General features: G+C 67.7%; 17 protein-coding genes. 3 read left to right on the top strand and 14 right to left on the bottom strand.

Going from position 1 to position 16,123, the window contains the following annotated elements:
- Positions 1–38: 38 nt before the first annotated feature.
- The 3 genes from U0R18_RS07415 to U0R18_RS07405 are packed head-to-tail and all read right to left on the bottom strand — an operon-like array spanning position 39 to position 2,123.
- Positions 39–584: a chromate transporter gene (locus tag U0R18_RS07415; protein ID WP_526367580.1), complete on the bottom strand. Its 546-nt coding sequence runs from the start codon at positions 582–584 to the stop codon at positions 39–41.
- The gene (locus U0R18_RS07410; RefSeq protein ID WP_526367579.1) at positions 581–1,141 is read right to left on the bottom strand and encodes a chromate transporter; all 561 of its coding nucleotides are present in this window, start codon (positions 1,139–1,141) and stop codon (positions 581–583) included. The genes U0R18_RS07415 and U0R18_RS07410 overlap by 4 nt, the downstream gene beginning before the upstream one ends.
- Positions 1,134–2,123: a phospholipase D-like domain-containing protein gene (locus U0R18_RS07405; RefSeq protein ID WP_526367578.1), complete on the bottom strand. Its 990-nt coding sequence runs from the start codon at positions 2,121–2,123 to the stop codon at positions 1,134–1,136. Before U0R18_RS07405 ends, U0R18_RS07410 begins: the two co-directional genes overlap by 8 nt.
- A 145-nt stretch (positions 2,124–2,268) precedes the next feature.
- Here U0R18_RS07405 and prrA point away from each other — a divergent pair, with 145 nt between their 5' ends.
- A complete protein-coding gene (prrA, locus tag U0R18_RS07400) occupies positions 2,269–2,970 on the top strand; it encodes a two-component system response regulator PrrA (protein ID WP_526367577.1) in 702 nt (233 codons plus the stop codon).
- 161 nt (positions 2,971–3,131) lie between these two features.
- On the opposite strand, the gene arfC is transcribed toward prrA, so the two are convergent.
- The 4 genes from arfC to U0R18_RS07380 all read right to left on the bottom strand — a co-directional run bounded on the left by arfC (position 3,132) and on the right by U0R18_RS07380 (position 5,522).
- The gene (arfC, locus tag U0R18_RS07395) at positions 3,132–3,872 is read right to left on the bottom strand and encodes a channel accessory protein ArfC, sunset domain variant (protein WP_526367576.1); all 741 of its coding nucleotides are present in this window, start codon (positions 3,870–3,872) and stop codon (positions 3,132–3,134) included.
- Complete coding sequence (gene arfB, locus U0R18_RS07390) at positions 3,872–4,024, bottom strand: channel accessory protein ArfB (protein ID WP_526367575.1); 153 nt, start codon at positions 4,022–4,024, stop codon at positions 3,872–3,874. Before arfB ends, arfC begins: the two co-directional genes overlap by 1 nt.
- 12 nt (positions 4,025–4,036) lie before the next feature.
- On the bottom strand, positions 4,037–5,026 hold the full coding sequence (arfA, locus tag U0R18_RS07385) for a channel-forming protein ArfA/OmpATb (RefSeq protein WP_526367574.1): 990 nt from the start codon (positions 5,024–5,026) through the stop codon (positions 4,037–4,039).
- Positions 5,027–5,159: 133 nt separating this feature from the next.
- Positions 5,160–5,522: an FKBP-type peptidyl-prolyl cis-trans isomerase gene (locus tag U0R18_RS07380; protein ID WP_526367573.1), complete on the bottom strand. Its 363-nt coding sequence runs from the start codon at positions 5,520–5,522 to the stop codon at positions 5,160–5,162.
- Positions 5,523–5,610: 88 nt separating this feature from the next.
- Here U0R18_RS07380 and U0R18_RS07375 point away from each other — a divergent pair, with 88 nt between their 5' ends.
- Complete coding sequence (locus U0R18_RS07375) at positions 5,611–7,176, top strand: phytoene desaturase family protein (RefSeq protein ID WP_526367572.1); 1,566 nt, start codon at positions 5,611–5,613, stop codon at positions 7,174–7,176.
- Here U0R18_RS07375 and U0R18_RS07370 read toward each other — a convergent pair.
- The 6 genes from U0R18_RS07370 to pdxH all read right to left on the bottom strand — a co-directional run bounded on the left by U0R18_RS07370 (position 7,173) and on the right by pdxH (position 13,208).
- Positions 7,173–7,607 (bottom strand): MarR family winged helix-turn-helix transcriptional regulator, encoded by a 435-nt coding sequence (locus tag U0R18_RS07370; RefSeq protein ID WP_526367571.1) that lies wholly within the window; start codon positions 7,605–7,607, stop codon positions 7,173–7,175. The two genes, U0R18_RS07375 and U0R18_RS07370, sit on opposite strands and share 4 nt — an antisense overlap.
- A complete protein-coding gene (locus U0R18_RS07365) occupies positions 7,588–9,042 on the bottom strand; it encodes an MFS transporter (protein WP_526367570.1) in 1,455 nt (484 codons plus the stop codon). Before U0R18_RS07365 ends, U0R18_RS07370 begins: the two co-directional genes overlap by 20 nt.
- Positions 9,043–9,167: 125 nt before the next feature.
- Positions 9,168–10,469: a citrate synthase gene (locus U0R18_RS07360; protein WP_526367569.1), complete on the bottom strand. Its 1,302-nt coding sequence runs from the start codon at positions 10,467–10,469 to the stop codon at positions 9,168–9,170.
- An 87-nt stretch (positions 10,470–10,556) separates the two neighbouring features.
- Positions 10,557–11,195, bottom strand: a complete 639-nt coding sequence (locus U0R18_RS07355) for a TetR/AcrR family transcriptional regulator (RefSeq protein WP_526367568.1) — start codon at positions 11,193–11,195, stop codon at positions 10,557–10,559.
- Between the two features lie 76 nt (positions 11,196–11,271).
- Positions 11,272–12,540 carry an MFS transporter gene (locus U0R18_RS07350; RefSeq protein ID WP_526367567.1) on the bottom strand — a complete coding sequence of 423 codons (1,269 nt, stop codon included), beginning with the start codon at positions 12,538–12,540 and terminating at the stop codon, positions 11,272–11,274.
- Positions 12,537–13,208 (bottom strand): pyridoxamine 5'-phosphate oxidase, encoded by a 672-nt coding sequence (gene pdxH / locus U0R18_RS07345; protein WP_526367566.1) that lies wholly within the window; start codon positions 13,206–13,208, stop codon positions 12,537–12,539. The genes U0R18_RS07350 and pdxH overlap by 4 nt, the downstream gene beginning before the upstream one ends.
- 73 nt (positions 13,209–13,281) lie before the next feature.
- Between pdxH and U0R18_RS07340 the strand changes: the two genes are divergently transcribed.
- Positions 13,282–14,400 carry a citrate synthase gene (locus tag U0R18_RS07340; protein WP_526367565.1) on the top strand — a complete coding sequence of 373 codons (1,119 nt, stop codon included), beginning with the start codon at positions 13,282–13,284 and terminating at the stop codon, positions 14,398–14,400.
- 52 nt (positions 14,401–14,452) lie between these two features.
- Here the strand turns inward: U0R18_RS07340 and U0R18_RS07335 are convergent, their stop codons facing one another.
- Complete coding sequence (locus tag U0R18_RS07335; protein WP_526367564.1) at positions 14,453–16,117, bottom strand: FAD-dependent oxidoreductase; 1,665 nt, start codon at positions 16,115–16,117, stop codon at positions 14,453–14,455.
- Positions 16,118–16,123 lie beyond the last annotated feature (6 nt).

The following is a 16,123-nucleotide window of genomic DNA, read 5'->3' as shown; positions in this document are numbered from 1 at the left end:
CGGACCGACACGCACTTTCGGCAGGGGTGGGGGGACGATCAGATGATGCCGAAGTAGCCGAGCAGGCCGGCGGCGGCGACCAGATACAGCGGATTGAGCGAGGTCCGCACGAAGATGACGGTGCAGATGGCGGTCACCAGATAGGCCCGCCAATCGTGATCGGCGGCGCGGCTCATCACCAGGGCGGTCGCCATGATCAGGCCGACGGTCAGCGGCGGCAGACCCTTCTCCACCGCGATCCGCCACCGGGACTGCTCGGCCTTCTGCCAGAACAGCGTGATGACGTAGGTCAGCGACATGGCCGGCAGGATCATCGACAGGGTGGCCACCAGACCGCCGAGGATCGCCCATTGCACCCCGCCCAGGTGCAAGCCGGCGCCATAGCCCACCAGCGTCACGATCAGGATGCTCGGCCCGGGCGCCGACTGCGAGATGGAGAACAGATCGGCGAACTGCCCGCTGCTGACCCAGTGGTGGTCGTTGACCGCACGCAGATGCATCTCGGGAAGCACCACGTTGCCGCCGCCGATCGACAGCAGCGACAACATTCCGAACAGACCCGCCAGCTGCAGATAGGTGCTCACGCGGGGGCGCTCCGGCGCCGGGGCCAGGCCCAGATCAGACACAGCGGGGCGAGCAGCGCCAGGGTCAGCAGCAGGGGCCAGCGCAGCACACCGTTGAGCACGAACGCGGCCGCGCACAATGCCACCGGCACCAGCCCGGTCAGGCATTTCTGCCCGGTCTTGATCACCATCGCCACGGTGAGCGCCACTGCGGCCGTCGACGCGCCGTGCAGCACCCCCTTGACCGCCGGCACCTCCTTGAATCGGAAGTAGAAGAAGGCCGCCGTCAGCATCAGCAGCACCGGCACACAGCACAGTCCGAGGACGGCGACCACCGCGCCGGGGCCGCCGCGCATCTTGGTCCCGGTGAACACCGCCATGTTGATCTGGTTGGCGCCGGGCAGGATTCGGCACATCGTCATGGCCGAGAGGAACTCCTCCTCGCCCATCCAGTGCTTCTCCACCACGATCACCTCGCGCGACCAGGCCGACAGCCCGCCGCCGAACGAGGCCAGGGCAATGTGGTTGAACGTCAGCGCCAGCTCGAACAACGAGACGCGCGGGATGGGTTCACTCATGGACGAGTTCGGGATCGTGCGGGAAATCGTTCTCGGTGTGCTTGGAGGGGTCCAGCGGGTCCGGGGGTTCGTAGTGGTGCGACATCTCCCAGTCGGAGTCGAACACCTGCTTCAACCGCGCGACGATCCCCGGGTCGTCGAGCGTGATACCCAGCTCGCGGCGCAGATCGAAGGCGCTGCGGTCGATGTTCATCGAACCCACCAGGGCCCGCGCGCTGTCGGCGATCAACAGTTTGGCGTGCAGCCGTAGGTTCTTCTGCTTGTGGACCTTGACCCCGAGCCGGCGCAGGGTGCGCAGCGAGGCGAAGGTGTCCAGGACATCCCAGTCGCTGATGCCGTGCTTTCCCCCGCAGAGCACGTGCACCTTCACCCCCCGCTCGGCGGCTTCGGCGATGCGGTCCAGAATCGCCACGTCGACGTACTTGGGGTGCTGCACATCGAGGCGGTGCTGGGCCGAATCGATGAACTGCGCCATGTGGTAACGCGAATTCGAGTTGCTCCACAGCAGACCCTGGTAGGCGTGGGGCTGCCAGTCCCCCTGCGCCCAGTCGGCCTCGAACACCTCGACGATCTGCGCGACGTGATGCGGCTCATGGGTGATGACGCCGTAATCGCGGGTCAGCGTGAAGTACTTCTCGCACAGGTTGAACGTGGCGACCAGCGCCGAACTGCCGTCGACGACGATCGACTTCTCGTGGGTCACATAGAATTTCGGGTTCGACCAGGCGACGTTGACCCCGGCGTCGGACAGTCGGGCGAACGTCTCGTCGTTGGCGCGGTCACCGCCGGACCGGGCGGGGTTGAGCATGACGCGAACGTCGACGCCGGCCCGGTGGCGGTCGATCACGGCATCGACCACGCTCGCTTCGGTGAACGTGAACTGCTTCATCAGCACCGAGCGCTGCGCCCCCAGGATGAACTTCAGGACGGGGGCCACCCCGTCGTCGGGTTCCACGATGAGCTGCGGCGTATTGGGCTGCACAAACCACGGACGCTAGCACCGTGCCGTCCCCGTGGTCGAGTCGACGATGCGGCCGCGAAGGAGCGAGAGGATCAGGGCCCGCAGCCGAAAGTGCCGTGACTCGCGCCTCCCGCGTCAACGGGTGTCGATCAGGCAAGATGGCTCCATGGACAGTGCCAACGGATCGACCCGGGTGCTCGTGGTCGATGACGATCCCGACGTACTCGCCTCGCTGGAGCGTGGGCTGCGACTGTCCGGCTTCGACGTGACCACCGCCGTGGACGGCGCCGAGGCACTGCGCAGCGCCACCGAGACCCGTCCGGACGCCATCGTGCTCGACATCAACATGCCCGTCCTGGACGGGGTCAGCGTGGTGACCGCGCTGCGCGCGATGGACAACGATGTGCCGGTCTGTGTGCTCTCGGCCCGGTCCTCGGTCGACGACCGCGTCGCCGGGCTGGAAGCGGGCGCCGACGACTATCTGGTCAAGCCGTTCGTCCTGGCCGAGTTGGTGGCGCGGGTCAAGGCGCTGCTGCGACGACGCGGCGCGACGGCGACGTTCTCGTCGGAGACCATCACCGTCGGGCCGCTCGAGGTCGACATTCCGGGCCGGCGCGCCCGCGTCAACGGCGTCGACGTCGACCTGACCAAGCGCGAGTTCGACCTGCTGGCCGTGCTCGCCGAGCACAAGACGGCCGTGCTGTCACGTGCGCAGCTGCTCGAGCTGGTGTGGGGCTACGACTTCGCCGCCGACACCAACGTGGTCGACGTGTTCATCGGATACCTGCGCCGCAAGCTGGAGGCGGGCGGCGCCCCTCGGCTACTGCACACCGTCCGCGGGGTTGGTTTCGTTCTACGCACGCAATAAGTTTCGGACCCACCCCCACCCCGATCTGCTCAGCCTGCACCGACACGATGTGCGAGTAGATCTCGCAGCACGCGTTGAACAGATCTGGGATTGACACTCGGTCGGCACCGCAACGCAGAACGCCGGCCGTGCGATGCACGACCGGCGTTCCGACGCGGCTGCTACTTGTACTTCTTGAAACCGGCCGCCTCGGCGGTGGCCTCGTCGACGAACCAGAGCTCGGCGATGGTCACCTCGTAGGACGGACTGGCCGGGGTGTGATAGAGCCCCGAATCCTCGTTGCCCTTGATCAGCCACCCTGCCGGACCCACACCGCCTTCGCCGGACCTGGCCGACCCCGCACCGTAGGGGCCGTCCTCGGAACCCGCGACCGACGCCACCGTGGCCGCCGTGGCCGCCCCCGTGGCCGCGGCCGCCGTCGCAGCGGCACCCTTGGCAACCGCATCCCAGCGCAGGAAGCCGGCCCGCTCGGCGGAGTCGGTGTCCTTGAACCACACCTCGGCGCCGACCTTCTCGTAGTCCGGGCTCTCCACGGTGAAGTACCGCATGGTGTCCTCGTCGCCCTTCACGAGGTACTCCGCGCGCGGCGGAGCCACCGACTTGGCGAACCGCACCGAGCCGGCGCCGTAGGGCTCGTCCTTGATGACCTTGGCCACCACGGGGGCGGCGGCAGCGGCGGCTGCCACCGGTGCGCCCTTCTTCACGTCGACGTCGGGCGCTTTCACGTCCACCGCCGGCTTCTTGACGTCCACGGCCGGCGCCTTCACGTCCACCTTGGGCCCGCGGCCCAGGGCCGCGTAGATCGGTACCTCACGGGTGACGCGACCGATCATGAGGAGGAACGTCAGCACCAGGCCCAGCAGGAACGCCAGTGCCATCAGCCACCAGTTCACGTCATGCATCATCGAGCTCCAATCTCACGCGAGCCGGGGAGGTCGGCGATGGCCTCTTCTTCGGATGTCCGCTTGATGGAAACCATTGTGATGATCCATGCGACCGCGGACCCCACGACGAATGCCAGCAGGTACCACAACCATTGGGCGAGAAATGCCATGTCGAATTCTCCTTAGCTCACTGCGATCTCGACGCGACGGTTCTGAGCCTTGCCCTCCGGCGTGTCATTGCTCGCGACCGGGTTGGCCGAGCCGAACCCCTGCGAGGTGACATTGCCGGCGGCGATGCCCTGCGAAACCAGAACATCCGCAACGGCTTTCGCACGGCTCTCACTGAGCGGCTGGTTGATCGCGTCGTTGCCCGTGTTGTCGGTGAAGCCCTTGACCGCAACCTTCGCGTCGGGGCAATCCTTGATCTTGGCCGCGATCTGGCTCAGCATCTGCTGTGAGCTGTCGGCCACGGCGTACCCGTCGGTGACGAAGTTGATCGGCGTCTTCAGGATGCTGTTGATGTCGGCCTGAACATCGGCGCACCGGTTCGGAGCCGGAGCCGGCGTCGGGCTCGCGCCGGCGACCACGATCTGGTTGTCGATCTTGGCGTCCGGCCACGCGGTCTTGGCGGCGGCCTCGGCCGCGGCCTTGACGTCCTCGGACGGCGCGGTGCCCGTCAGCGTGATGGTGTCACCCTCGACCTTCCACGCGAAGTCGGGGATGTCGACATCCGGCTTGAGCGCGGCGGCGATACCCGACAGATCCGGGACGCTGGCGCCGTCGCGGACCGTCAGGTTGTCGATCACGTTGACCGACGGCCCGAACAGGCCCTTGATGGCATCGAGGAACGCCGTCTTGGCGGCGTCGCTCGGCAGCACACCGGTCAAGGTGAGGTCGTTACCGTTGCGCAGCACGGACAGCGCGCCCCAGGAAAGGTTGGGCACGTTGACGTTCGGCGCCGTCACGTCCGGCACCGTCACGGTCGGGCTGACCGTCGGCAGCGTCAGATCGACGTCCTTCTTGCCCTTGTCGAGCACTCCCCAGCCCAACAGGCCCAGCAGCAGCGGGATCGCCAGCAGCGCGAGCAACCAGACCAGGCCCAGCCGACGCCGGTAGTACCTACTGGCCGGCCGCCATCCCGTAATTGTGCGAGTTTCATCAGAACCCGGCATGAATCCTCCATGTGATGATCGATTTCAATCGATCTTGCGAACATGTCGAGCCTAGAACAGTTGCGCGGTGGTCGGGCCGGGTTGTGCCACCAACACGACATTTGCCAGAACCGCCCAGCGGGGGCATTACGCGCTAACGCACACCGAGCAAATCGATTACGAAGATCAGCGTCTTCCCCGACAAACGGTGTCCGGAACCGGCGGGTCCATATGCCTGCGCGGGCGGAATGGTGAGTTTCCTGCGGCCCCCCACCCGCATTCCGGGAATTCCATCCTGCCAACCCTGGATCAGGCCGCGGAGCGGGAACTCGATCGATTCGCCTCGATTCCAAGAACTGTCGAACTCTTCTCCGGTGTCGTACTCGACTCCGACGTAATGCACCGTGACGGTGCCGCCGGGTACCGCTTCGGCGCCGTCGCCCACCACTACGTCCTCGATCACGAGGGCATCGGGCGCCGGGCCGTCGGGGAATTCGATCTCAGGTTTTGTCGTCACAGGGCGAGGCTAATCGACGGCACCGACCCGTGGTGCCGTGCGCGCAAAACCCCGCGGCAGGACGCGCACACTCGGGCAGACTGGCGCCATGCTCCCCAGCGATGACGTCGACGTCGCCGTGGTCGGCGGCGGTCACAACGGTCTGGTGGCCGCCGCGTATCTGGCCCGCGCCGGGCTGCGCGTCCGACTGCTCGAACGGCAGGATCACGTCGGCGGCGCGGCGGTATCGGCCGAGGCGTTTTCCGGTGTGGCGGCGCGCTTGTCGCGGTACTCGTACCTGGTCAGCCTGTTCCCCCGGCGGATCCTCGACGACCTCGGGGTTCCGCTCGAGCTGGTGCGACGCCGGTATTCTTCGTACACACCGGATCCGTCGACCGCAGGCCGGACCGGACTACTGATCGGGCCGCGGTCGACCTTCGACGCCATCGGTGCGCAGGCCGACGCCGACGGGTTCGCCGACTTCTACCGGCGGACCCGGCTGGTCACAGAAGCGTTGTGGCCCAGCCTGACCGAACCGTTGCCCACCCGCACCCAGGCGCGGGCGCGAGTGCTCGCCGGTGGGGGTGCCGACGCCGCCGACGCCTGGGCGGACATCGTCGAGACCCCGATCGGTGCCGCGATCAACGCAGCCGTCGACCACGATCTGGTGCGCGGCGTGCTGGCCACCGACGCGTTGATCGGGACGTTCGCCCGCACCGACGACGAATCGCTGCGCCAGAACATCTGCTTCCTCTACCACCTGCTCGGCAACGGCACCGGGGACTGGGACGTACCGGTCGGCGGCATGGGCGCCCTGACCACCGGACTGGCCGCGGCGGCGCGCCGACACGGCGCCGAGATCCAGACCGGGACAGACGTTTTCGCGATAACACCCGACGGCGAGGTGTCATACCGCCACGGCGACGACGAACACCGGCTCCGCGCGCGGACGGTGCTGGCGGGCGTCACACCGGTGGTGCTGGCCGAACTGCTCGGCGAATCGGCCCCGCCATTCGTCCAGGGCGCGCAGATCAAGGTCAATCTGATGCTGCGCAGGCTCCCCCGGCTGCGCGACGGCGCGGTCACGCCGGAGCAGGCATTCGGCGGCACGTTCCACATCAACGAGACGCTGACCCAGCTGGACCACGCCCACGCGCAGGCCCTCGCGGGCCGGATCCCGTCGCCGCTACCGTGCGAGATCTACTGCCATTCACTGGCCGACCCGAGCATCCTGTCGCCGCAGCTGCGCGCCGCCGGCGCGCAGACCCTCACCGTGTTCGGACTGCACACCCCCCATGCCCTGGTGTCGGACGGCGATCACGACCGGATGCGGGGGGCGCTCACCGACGCCGTGCTCGGGTCGTTGGATTCCGTTCTGGCCGAACCCATCCGAGATGTCATTCTGCACGACGCCGACGGCACGCCATGCGTGGAGGCGAAGACCACCCTGGACCTGGAGAACACCCTGCGCATGACGGCGGGGAACATCTTTCACGGCGCCCTGCAATGGCCTTTCGCCGAGGCGGGAACGCCCCTGGACACCCCCGCTCAGCGATGGGGCGTGCAGACCGAGCACGAGCGAATCCTGTTGTGCGGATCCGGTTCTCGCCGTGGTGGCGCAGTCTCGGGGATCGGCGGCCACAATGCGGCGATGGCGGTCCTGGCGAAAACCTAACTCTCGGCCGCCATGATCTTGGCGACCAGCGCGGCCAGGACGGCCAGGTCGTCGTCGGCGAGCCCGGCCAGGGCGGCCGGGGCCGGATCGTCAATGGCCCGCACCGTGTTCACCAGCGCACGGCCGGCGTCGGTCAGGGAGACCAGTTTGCTCCGCCGGTTGTTGGGATCGACCTCGCGCACCACCAGACCGCGGTCCTCGAGATCATTGACGGCGACCGTCGCGGCCGGGGCGTCGATCGTGGCCGCCAGGGCAACCTCTTTGACCGTCATGGGATTTCGTGCCAGCCGCAGCAGGATCCGGATCCGGCTGAACGGCAGTCCGGCTGCCGCGACGGCCGCGCGCCGCCAGGTGTCCTTGTTGTCCAGCACGATGCGGGTCAGGTCGGCCCACACCGTGTCGGCGAGCCGGTTACGCGTGGACGTCGGCATGATCCCTCCCCGGGTGACCGATCAATGGCGCCAATCGTTCTGCGGAGCGTAGCGCCCGCGGCGTGGTCGAGTACAGACCCAGGCCGAGTACCAGCAGGCCCAGCGCCGCACACACGATCCACAACGGCCGCGCGTCGGCCACGAATGACGAGTCGGGTGTCGCGATGGCCGATGCGGCCATCGAACCGCACAGTGCCACACCAAGACTGACGCCCACCTGCCGGCTGGTGGATGCCACCGCCGATGCCGCACCCGCCCGGTCCAACGGCATTCCGCTGACCGCGGTAGTGGTGACGGGTGCGTTGACCATCGAGAAGCCGATCCCGAAGATCGCGAAGGTGACGATCAGCTGCCAGACAGGGGTGTCGGCGCCCATCAACGACATCAGGATGGTCGCAGCGGTCAGCAGCACTCCGGCGGACACCAGCGACGGGCGTGACCCGTACCGGCCGACCAGACGTCCCGACAGCGGCGAGAACACCAGGGCGCCGATCGCCAGCGGCAGATACAACAGACCGGTGTGCATCGCCGAATATCCGCGGTAGCCCTGCAGGTACAGCGACATCATGAACAGGAAGGCGCCGTAGGCCGCGAACGCGCAGACCGCGATCGCCGTGGCCGAGGCGAAGGGGATGCTGCGGAAGAACCTGAGGTCGATGAACGGGTCGTCGCGCCGCGACTCATGACGCAGGAATACGACGAAGGCGGTCGCGGCCAGTGCGATGGTCGTCAGCATCGCCGGATCGGTCCAGCCCTTCGTCGGCGCCTCGATCAGCACGAAGACCAGACCGAAAAGGGTTGCCATACCCAGCAATTGACCCAGCGGGTCGAAGGACCGCGCATACTGCGAGCGGCTCTGCGGCACGAACAGTGCCGTCAGCACGACCGCCAGGGCGCAGATGGGCAGGTTGACCCAGAACACCGACCGCCAACCGACGTACTGGATGAGGGCGCCGCCGATGATGGGCCCCAACGACATCGAGATCCCGACCACGGCCCCCCAGACACCGATCGCGCGGGCACGTTCGACGCGGTCGGTGAACACCTGGGTGATGATCGACATCGCGACCGGGTTGAGCATCGAGCCGCCGATCGCCTGGACGAACCGGGCGGCGATGAGCATCCCGATGCTGGGCGCCACGCTGCACAGCAACGACCCCGCGGCGAAGACGACCAACCCTGTCTGGAACACACTGCGCCGGCCCCACCGGTCGCCCGCCGCGCCCGCGAGCAACAGCAGCGAGGCCAGGACCAGGGTGTAGATGTCGATCACCCATTGCAGCTGCGGACCGGTGGCGCCGAACTCGGCGCGGATCGACGGGATCGCGACGTTCACGATGGTCATGTCCATCGTGACGATGAGCAGACTCAGACAACACGACGCGAGGATGACGAGCTTGCGCCCGCGCGTCGGTTGGTCAACAGCTGCATTCATACAACTATTGTTAATCTACAACAGTTGCGTTGGCAAGTGCTCTCACCCCGAAACCAGCGAAATGGCGGCCGCGACTCGAACAAACCCCGCCGAAACGTGCGTTTCGGCGTGGTTTGGGGTTGGGGTCAGCGGGCGCCGATGGCGGCGTAGTCGCGCTCGGTGTATCCGGTGTAGACCTGCCGCGGCCGGCCGATCTTGCCCGGTTCGGAATGCATCTCACGCCAGTGGGCGATCCACCCGGGCAGCCGGCCGAGTGCGAACAGCACGGTGAACATCCGCGTCGGGAAGCCCATCGCGCGGTAGATCACGCCGGTGTAGTAGTCCACATTCGGGTACAGCTTGCGCTCGACGAAGAAGTCGTCGGTGAGCGCGATCTCCTCGAGTTCCTTGGCGATGTCGAGCAGCTGGTCGTCGCCGCCGAGCTTGCTGAGGATCTTGTCGGCCTGCTCCTTGACGATGCGCGCCCGCGGGTCATAGTTCTTGTAGACGCGGTGGCCGAAGCCCATCAGCTTCACGCCGTCCTCGCGATCCTTGACCCGGCGGACGAACGTCTTGACGTCGTCGTCGCCGGCACGGATCTTCTCGAGCATCTCCAGCACCGCCTGGTTCGCGCCGCCGTGCAGCGGCCCCCACAGCGCGTTGATCCCGCCGGAGATCGACGTGAACAGGTTGGCCTGGGAAGAGCCCACCAACCGGACCGTGGATGTCGAGCAGTTCTGCTCATGATCGGCATGCAGGATGAACAGCATGTCCAGGGCGCGGACGATCTCGGGATCCAGCACGTACGGCTCGGCCGGCACCCCGAACGTCATCCGCAGGAAGTTCTCCACCAGCGACAGCGAGTTGTCCGGGTACAGGAACGGCTGCCCCTCGGACTTCTTGTAGGCGTACGCCGCGATGGTGGGCAGCTTGGCCAGCAGCCGGATCGAGGAGAGCTCGACCTGCGCCTTGTCCAGCGGGTCGAGGGAATCCGGGTAGTAGGCGCTCAACGCGTTGACGGCACTCGAGAGCACCGGCATCGGGTGCGCGTTGCGCGGGAAGCCGTCGAAGAACCGCTTGAGGTCCTCGTGCAGCATGGTGTGCCGCTGGATCTGATCGGTGAACGTGTCCAACTGCTCCGCGGTCGGCAGCTCGCCGTAGATGAGCAGGTAGGAGACCTCGATGAAGGTCGACTTCTCCGCCAGTTGCTCGATCGGGTACCCGCGATACCGCAGGATGCCGGCGTCGCCGTCGATGTAGGTGATCGCGGACTTGGTGGACGAGGTGTTGACGAATCCGCCGTCGAAGGTGGTGTAGCCGGTCTTGGCCAACAGGGAGCCCAGCGCGATCGCATCGGAGCCCTCGGTCGCCTTGACGATGTCGAGGTCGATCGATCCCCCGGGATACTGGAGAGTCGCGGTCTCGTCTGAGGAAGAACTGCTGGCCACGGAAACCCCTTCTGAGCGATACGAGCTTGCAATAGGGAAGGTAGTCGCTAACTCATCCGCGCGCCTGCGGGGGGGTTGGTCACCCCGTCAGGGGGCGATGGTCGCCAGCGCCCTGAACTGGTCGTAGGACTCGCTGATTCGCTCGGCCATGAGCTCGGGTCCGAGCGGACCCGAGGTGGTCCCCGGGGTCAGATCGCCGCACGCGGTCACGATGATCGCCGACCACACCGCGTTGACCATCCGCAGGCGCCGATGGGCCGGATCCACGCCCATCCGATCGGCCAGCGCGCGGAACACCACCGGGTCCTGGATCTGGCCGGCGGCCAGTTTGAGGTCGTCGGTCGAGTTGAGGATCTGCAGCGTCAGCGCCACGCCGGTGCTGTTGAGCCCCGGCACCCCGCCGGACCTGACCTTCCCCAGGGTGGCCAGGTGGGCGTCACGCAGGGCCCGCAGCGGCGATACATCCGCCGGGATGGTCTTCAGCTCGGCGGCCACCCCCTGGATGAGCGCGTCCAGCAGCGCCAGATAGACGGCGTCCTTGGTGGCGAAGTACCGGCTGAATGTCCGGGACGAGACATCCGCGGCGGCGGCAATCTGGTCGACGGTGGTCTTCTCGTACCCCTGCTCCAGGCAGAGTTGGACGGCCGCATTGATCAGCGTTGCACGGGTGCGCTGCTTCTTGCGCTCCCGTAATCCGAGTTCGGACCCCGCCCCGACGTCGCCCACATCGGTCATCGTAGCGGCCCGGGGTGCCCGAACCACCGCATTTTTTCAGCGACTGCCACCAATTCACCGGAGCCCGTCACGCGACGCGGTAACGCACGAATGCCGGCACCGCCACCGCCGCGATGATCACGCCGACGACCACGAGAACACCGCCGCCCGCCGCGGCGGCCGTGGTCCCGACCAGCGCCGCCGCGGTGCCGTGCAACGTGTCGGCCACCCGCGGACCACCGGCCACGACCACAGTGAACACGCCCTGCAAACGGCCCCGCAGGTCGTCGGCAGCCGCCTGCTGCAGGATGGTCGACCGGAACGCCGCGGAAACCATGTCGGCCGCACCGCCGACCGCCAGGAACACCACCGCCACCCACAACCACGATCCAGTACGGCCGTGCGCCATGCCACCGGCCAGTCCGAAGCCGATCATCGCCAGACCCCAGATCACGATGCACGCCACCACGGTCAGGCCCTGCCGGCGAACCCGCGGCAACCAGCCCGAGAACACCCCGCCCAGCACCGCACCCACCGACATGGCCGCCGCCAGCACCGCCATGGTCGTGCCCCCGTCGACGGGGCCGCCGAAGCTCTGATGGGCCATCTGCGGGAACAGCGCCCGCGGCATGCCGAAGATCATCGCGATCAGATCCACGACGAACGACATCAGCACGACGGTGTTGCCGGCCAGGTGGCGGAAACCGTCGAGCACCGACGCCAGCCCCCAGCGCGACCCACCGGTGAGCGCCGCGGCTTCCGTGGGCGGCATCGCCGTCAGGCGGACCGTCGCCCAGATGGGCAGCAGGCAGGTGAACATGTCCAGCAGATACAGCGTCGACAGATCGACCCACGAGAGCAGCAGGCCGGCCAATAGCGGGCCGACGATGGCGCCGAACTGCTGCACGGTCATGTTCAGCGAGTTCGCTGCCGGCAGCTGCTCATCCGGCAGCATCCGGGGAATGGCCGCCGATCGGGTCGGCGAGTTGATCGCGAAGAACGCCTGCTGGACCGCCAGCAGACAGAGCACCACCCACACGTTGTTCACCGCCAGTGCGGCCTGCAGCCACAGCAGGGCCGACGCCAGCGCCAGACCACACGACGCGATGATCAGCAGGGTGCGCCGATCCATGGCGTCGGCCCAGGCGCCGCCCCATAACCCGAACACGACCAGCGGCACCAACCCGAAGACGCCGGCCAGGCCGACATAGGCCGAACTCTCGGTCAGGGCGTACAGCTGAACGGGAACGGCGAAGATGGTCAGGTTGGCCCCGATGACCGTCGGGATGCCCGCCCACCACAGGCGCCGGAAATCAGGTTGTTGCAGCGGTGTGGTGTCGGCGAACAGCCGCCTCACGGTTGGAGGCGTTCGGGATGCCCCGCTCGCTGCGCCGGGTAGACCCGAATCCTGTTGTGCACCCGGTTCTCCCGGCCCTGCCAGAATTCGACGACCTCCGGCGCGACACGGTAGCCACCCCAGTTCGGCGGCACCGGTACGGCGTCCTGGCCGGCAAAGCGCTCGGTGACCTCGGCGAGCCGATCGAGCAGCGCCGCCCTGGATTCGATGGGCTGGGACTGCTGCGACGCCCAGGCCCCCAGCTGAGAACCGCGGGGCCGCTTCGACCAGTACTCGGCCGTCTCCTGCGGCGTGACCTTGGTCACCGGGCCCCGCACATGCACCTGCCGGCCCAGCCCGTACCACGGGAACGTCACCGCCGCCTGGGGTGTCTGCGCGATCTCGGCGCCCTTGGCCGAGTCGTAGTTGGTGTAGAAGGTGACCCCGGTCTCGTCCACGCTCTTGCACAGCACCGACCGCGTGACCGGCCTGCCGTCGCGCACCGTGGCCAACACCATGGCGTTGGGTTCGGCCAGGCCCGCGCGATGCGCGTCGTCAATCCACTTGTGCAGCAGCACAAGCCAGCCGTCCACCAACCAGTCGACGTCGAGGTCGGCGCTGCCGTCCTTCTCCACCGAACCGTATTCGACGCGCATGCCCGCCAGATCCGCCCTGTCCGGTTCCACCATCGGGCCAACGCTACGCCCGCCGGTTGCCCGGGGGCCGCCGGACCCAACAGGCTCGGGTGCGAGAATCCACACCATGACCGCGATTCCCAAGGACTTCGCCCCGGGCCTGGCCGGCGTGGTGGCATTCGAGACCGAGATCGCCGAACCGGACAAGGACGGCGGAGCCCTGCGCTACCGCGGCGTCAACATCGAGGACCTGGTCGACCTCCGGGTCACCTTCGGCGACGTCTGGAGTCTGCTCGTGGACGGCCGGTTCGGGCACGGCCTGACGCCGGCCGAACCGTTCCCCCTGCCCATCCACACCGGCGATGTGCGCGTCGACGTTCAGGCCGGCCTGGCGATGCTGGCACCCATCTGGGGCTACCAGCCGTTGCTCGACATCACCGACGACACCGCCCGCGATCAGCTGGCCCGCGCATCCGTGATGGCGCTGTCCTACGTCGCCCAGTCGGCGCGCGGCATCTATCAACCCGCGGTACCGCAGCGCTTGATCGACGAATGCTCCACGGTCACAGCACGATTCATGACGCGCTGGCAGGGCGAGCCGGACCCTCGCCACATCGAGGCCATCGACGCTTACTGGGTGTCGGCCGCCGAGCACGGAATGAACGCCTCGACGTTCACCGCCCGCGTCATCGCTTCCACCGGGGCCGATGTGGCGGCCGCGCTCTCTGGCGCGGTCGGGGCCATGAGCGGACCGCTGCACGGCGGCGCCCCCGCACGGGTGCTCCCGATGATCGCCGAGGCCGAGCGAACCGGCGACGCCCGGGCGGTCATCACCGGGATCCTGGACCGGGGCGAGAAGCTGATGGGGTTCGGCCACCGAGTGTACCGCGCCGAGGATCCCCGCGCGCGGGTCCTGCGCGCCACCGCCGAGCGACTGGATGCACCGCGGTATCAGGCGGCCGCCGCCCTCGAGCAGGCCGCACTCACCGAACTGCGCGAGCGGCGACCGGACCGCGCGATCGAGACCAACGTGGAATTCTGGGCCGCGGTGATCCTCGACTTCGCCGGTGTTCCGCCGGCGATGATGCCGGCGATGTTCACCTGCGGGCGAACCGCGGGCTGGTGCGCGCACATCCTCGAGCAGAAGCGACTGGGCAAACTGGTGCGCCCGGCAGCCATCTACATCGGGCCCGGCCCGCGCAGTCCGTCGTCGGTGGCGGGATGGGACGACATCACGCACGCATGAGTGCCGACGCTTTCACCGGTTGGGCGGGACTTCCCGCCGGGGCCCCCGTGGTCTAGCGAAGACCGGCGAGAATCCGTTCCCGCACAGTGGGTTTCGGAGCCATGGCAGCGGCGGTGAGCATGTCGGCGACGTTGGTGAACTTGTTCCGGGGCCGCCCGGCGGTCGCGCCGCGCGAGATCTCCGCGGCGTCGATGGCGCGCCACCCGGCGGCGTCGACGACGGATGGGCAGCGCTCCCGGACGAACTTGTCCAGTGCCGCAGCCCGGTGCCCGGGATCGGTCAGCCGTCCCGCGTTGTAGTCGGCGGCCAACTCGTGCACGGTCTGCATGGCACAGGACTTGTTGGTGCCGATGAAGCCCGTCGGGCCACGTTTGATCCAGCCGGCCACATAGGTGCCCGGCGCGCCGATCACACGACCGTTCTCGTTGGGCACCACACCGGCGTCCTCGTCGAACGGAAGATCGCGAATAGCCTTGCCGTGGTAGCCGATCGAGGTCAGCAGCAGGCCCGCCCCGAGGTGCTCGACGGCATCGGTGCCGGTGTGGTTGAAGTCGACCCCGTCGACCCGCTCGGTCCCGGTGACCCGGATCGGGGTGCGACGGTAGGCCAGCCGGATCCTCGGTCGTGACGACACCGCACCGGCGTCGCCCAGCTTGGCCAGGATCTCCAGCTTGGCGCGCACCAGCGGATCCTCGGCGGCAGCCAGATCCTGTTGCACCAGCTGATGGTCGGCCGCGTCCAGCACCACGTCGGCGGTGGCCGTCAGGCCGATCAGTTCGGGCAGGGTGAACGCCGAATGGGCGGGTCCCCGCCGGGCGGCGACGACCACTTCACGCACTCTTGATTCGCGCAGCGCCACCAGTGCGTGATCGGCGATGTCCGTGCGCGCCAAGGTATCCGGGTCAGCGGTGAGGATCCGGGCGACATCGAGTGCGACGTTGCCGTTACCGATGATCACCACCCGCTCATGATCCAGCCGCACCGGCAGCGCCGCCTGGTCCGGGTGTCCGTTGTACCAGGCCACCACCTCGGTGGCCGTCGCAGTACCGGGCAGATCCATCCCGTCGACGGCCAGCCGTCGATCGTTGGGCGCGCCCACCGCATACAGCACCGCGTGATGATGCGCGATGAGATCCTGGTGTGAAAGATGCTCTCCTACTTCGATATTCAAGTAGAAGGTGAACCCACGCTCTTGCGACATGGCGTCGAACAGCCGGGTGACGCGTTTGGTGCTCTGATGGTCCGGGGCGACACCGGCGCGCACCAGACCGTACGGCGTCGGCAATTTCTCGAAGACGTTCACCCGCACACCGCGCTGGGTGAGCAGTTCGTCGGCGGCATACATGGCGGCCGGTCCGGAGCCCACGATCGCCACCGTCAACGGCCGGATATCGTGTCGCACCACCGGCGCGGGCAGCACCGGAGCCAGTTTCGAAGTGGGCGGTAACTTTTCGCCCGCCGGGCGCACTGGATAGTAGGCCGCGTTCAGCTCGACGAACGGCAGCTGCTGCTCGGTCAGCCTGGTGTCGGCCGCGATCGCACCCACCGGACAGGCGCTGACGCACGCGCCGCAGTCGACGCATGCCACCGGGTCGATGTAGAGCATTTCGGCGGTGGCGAAGCCCGGTTCATCCGGCGAGGGATGGATGCAGTTGACCGGACAGGCATAGACACAGGACCCGTCGCTGCAACACGACTGGGTGATGACGTGAGGCATCTGGTT

The organism is Mycobacterium sp., assembly GCF_046330795.1.
In the GTDB taxonomy this organism is placed as follows: domain Bacteria; phylum Actinomycetota; class Actinomycetes; order Mycobacteriales; family Mycobacteriaceae; genus Mycobacterium.
The sequence above is the reverse complement of the archived record's forward strand: the minus strand, read 5'-3'. Positions and strand labels throughout refer to the sequence as shown.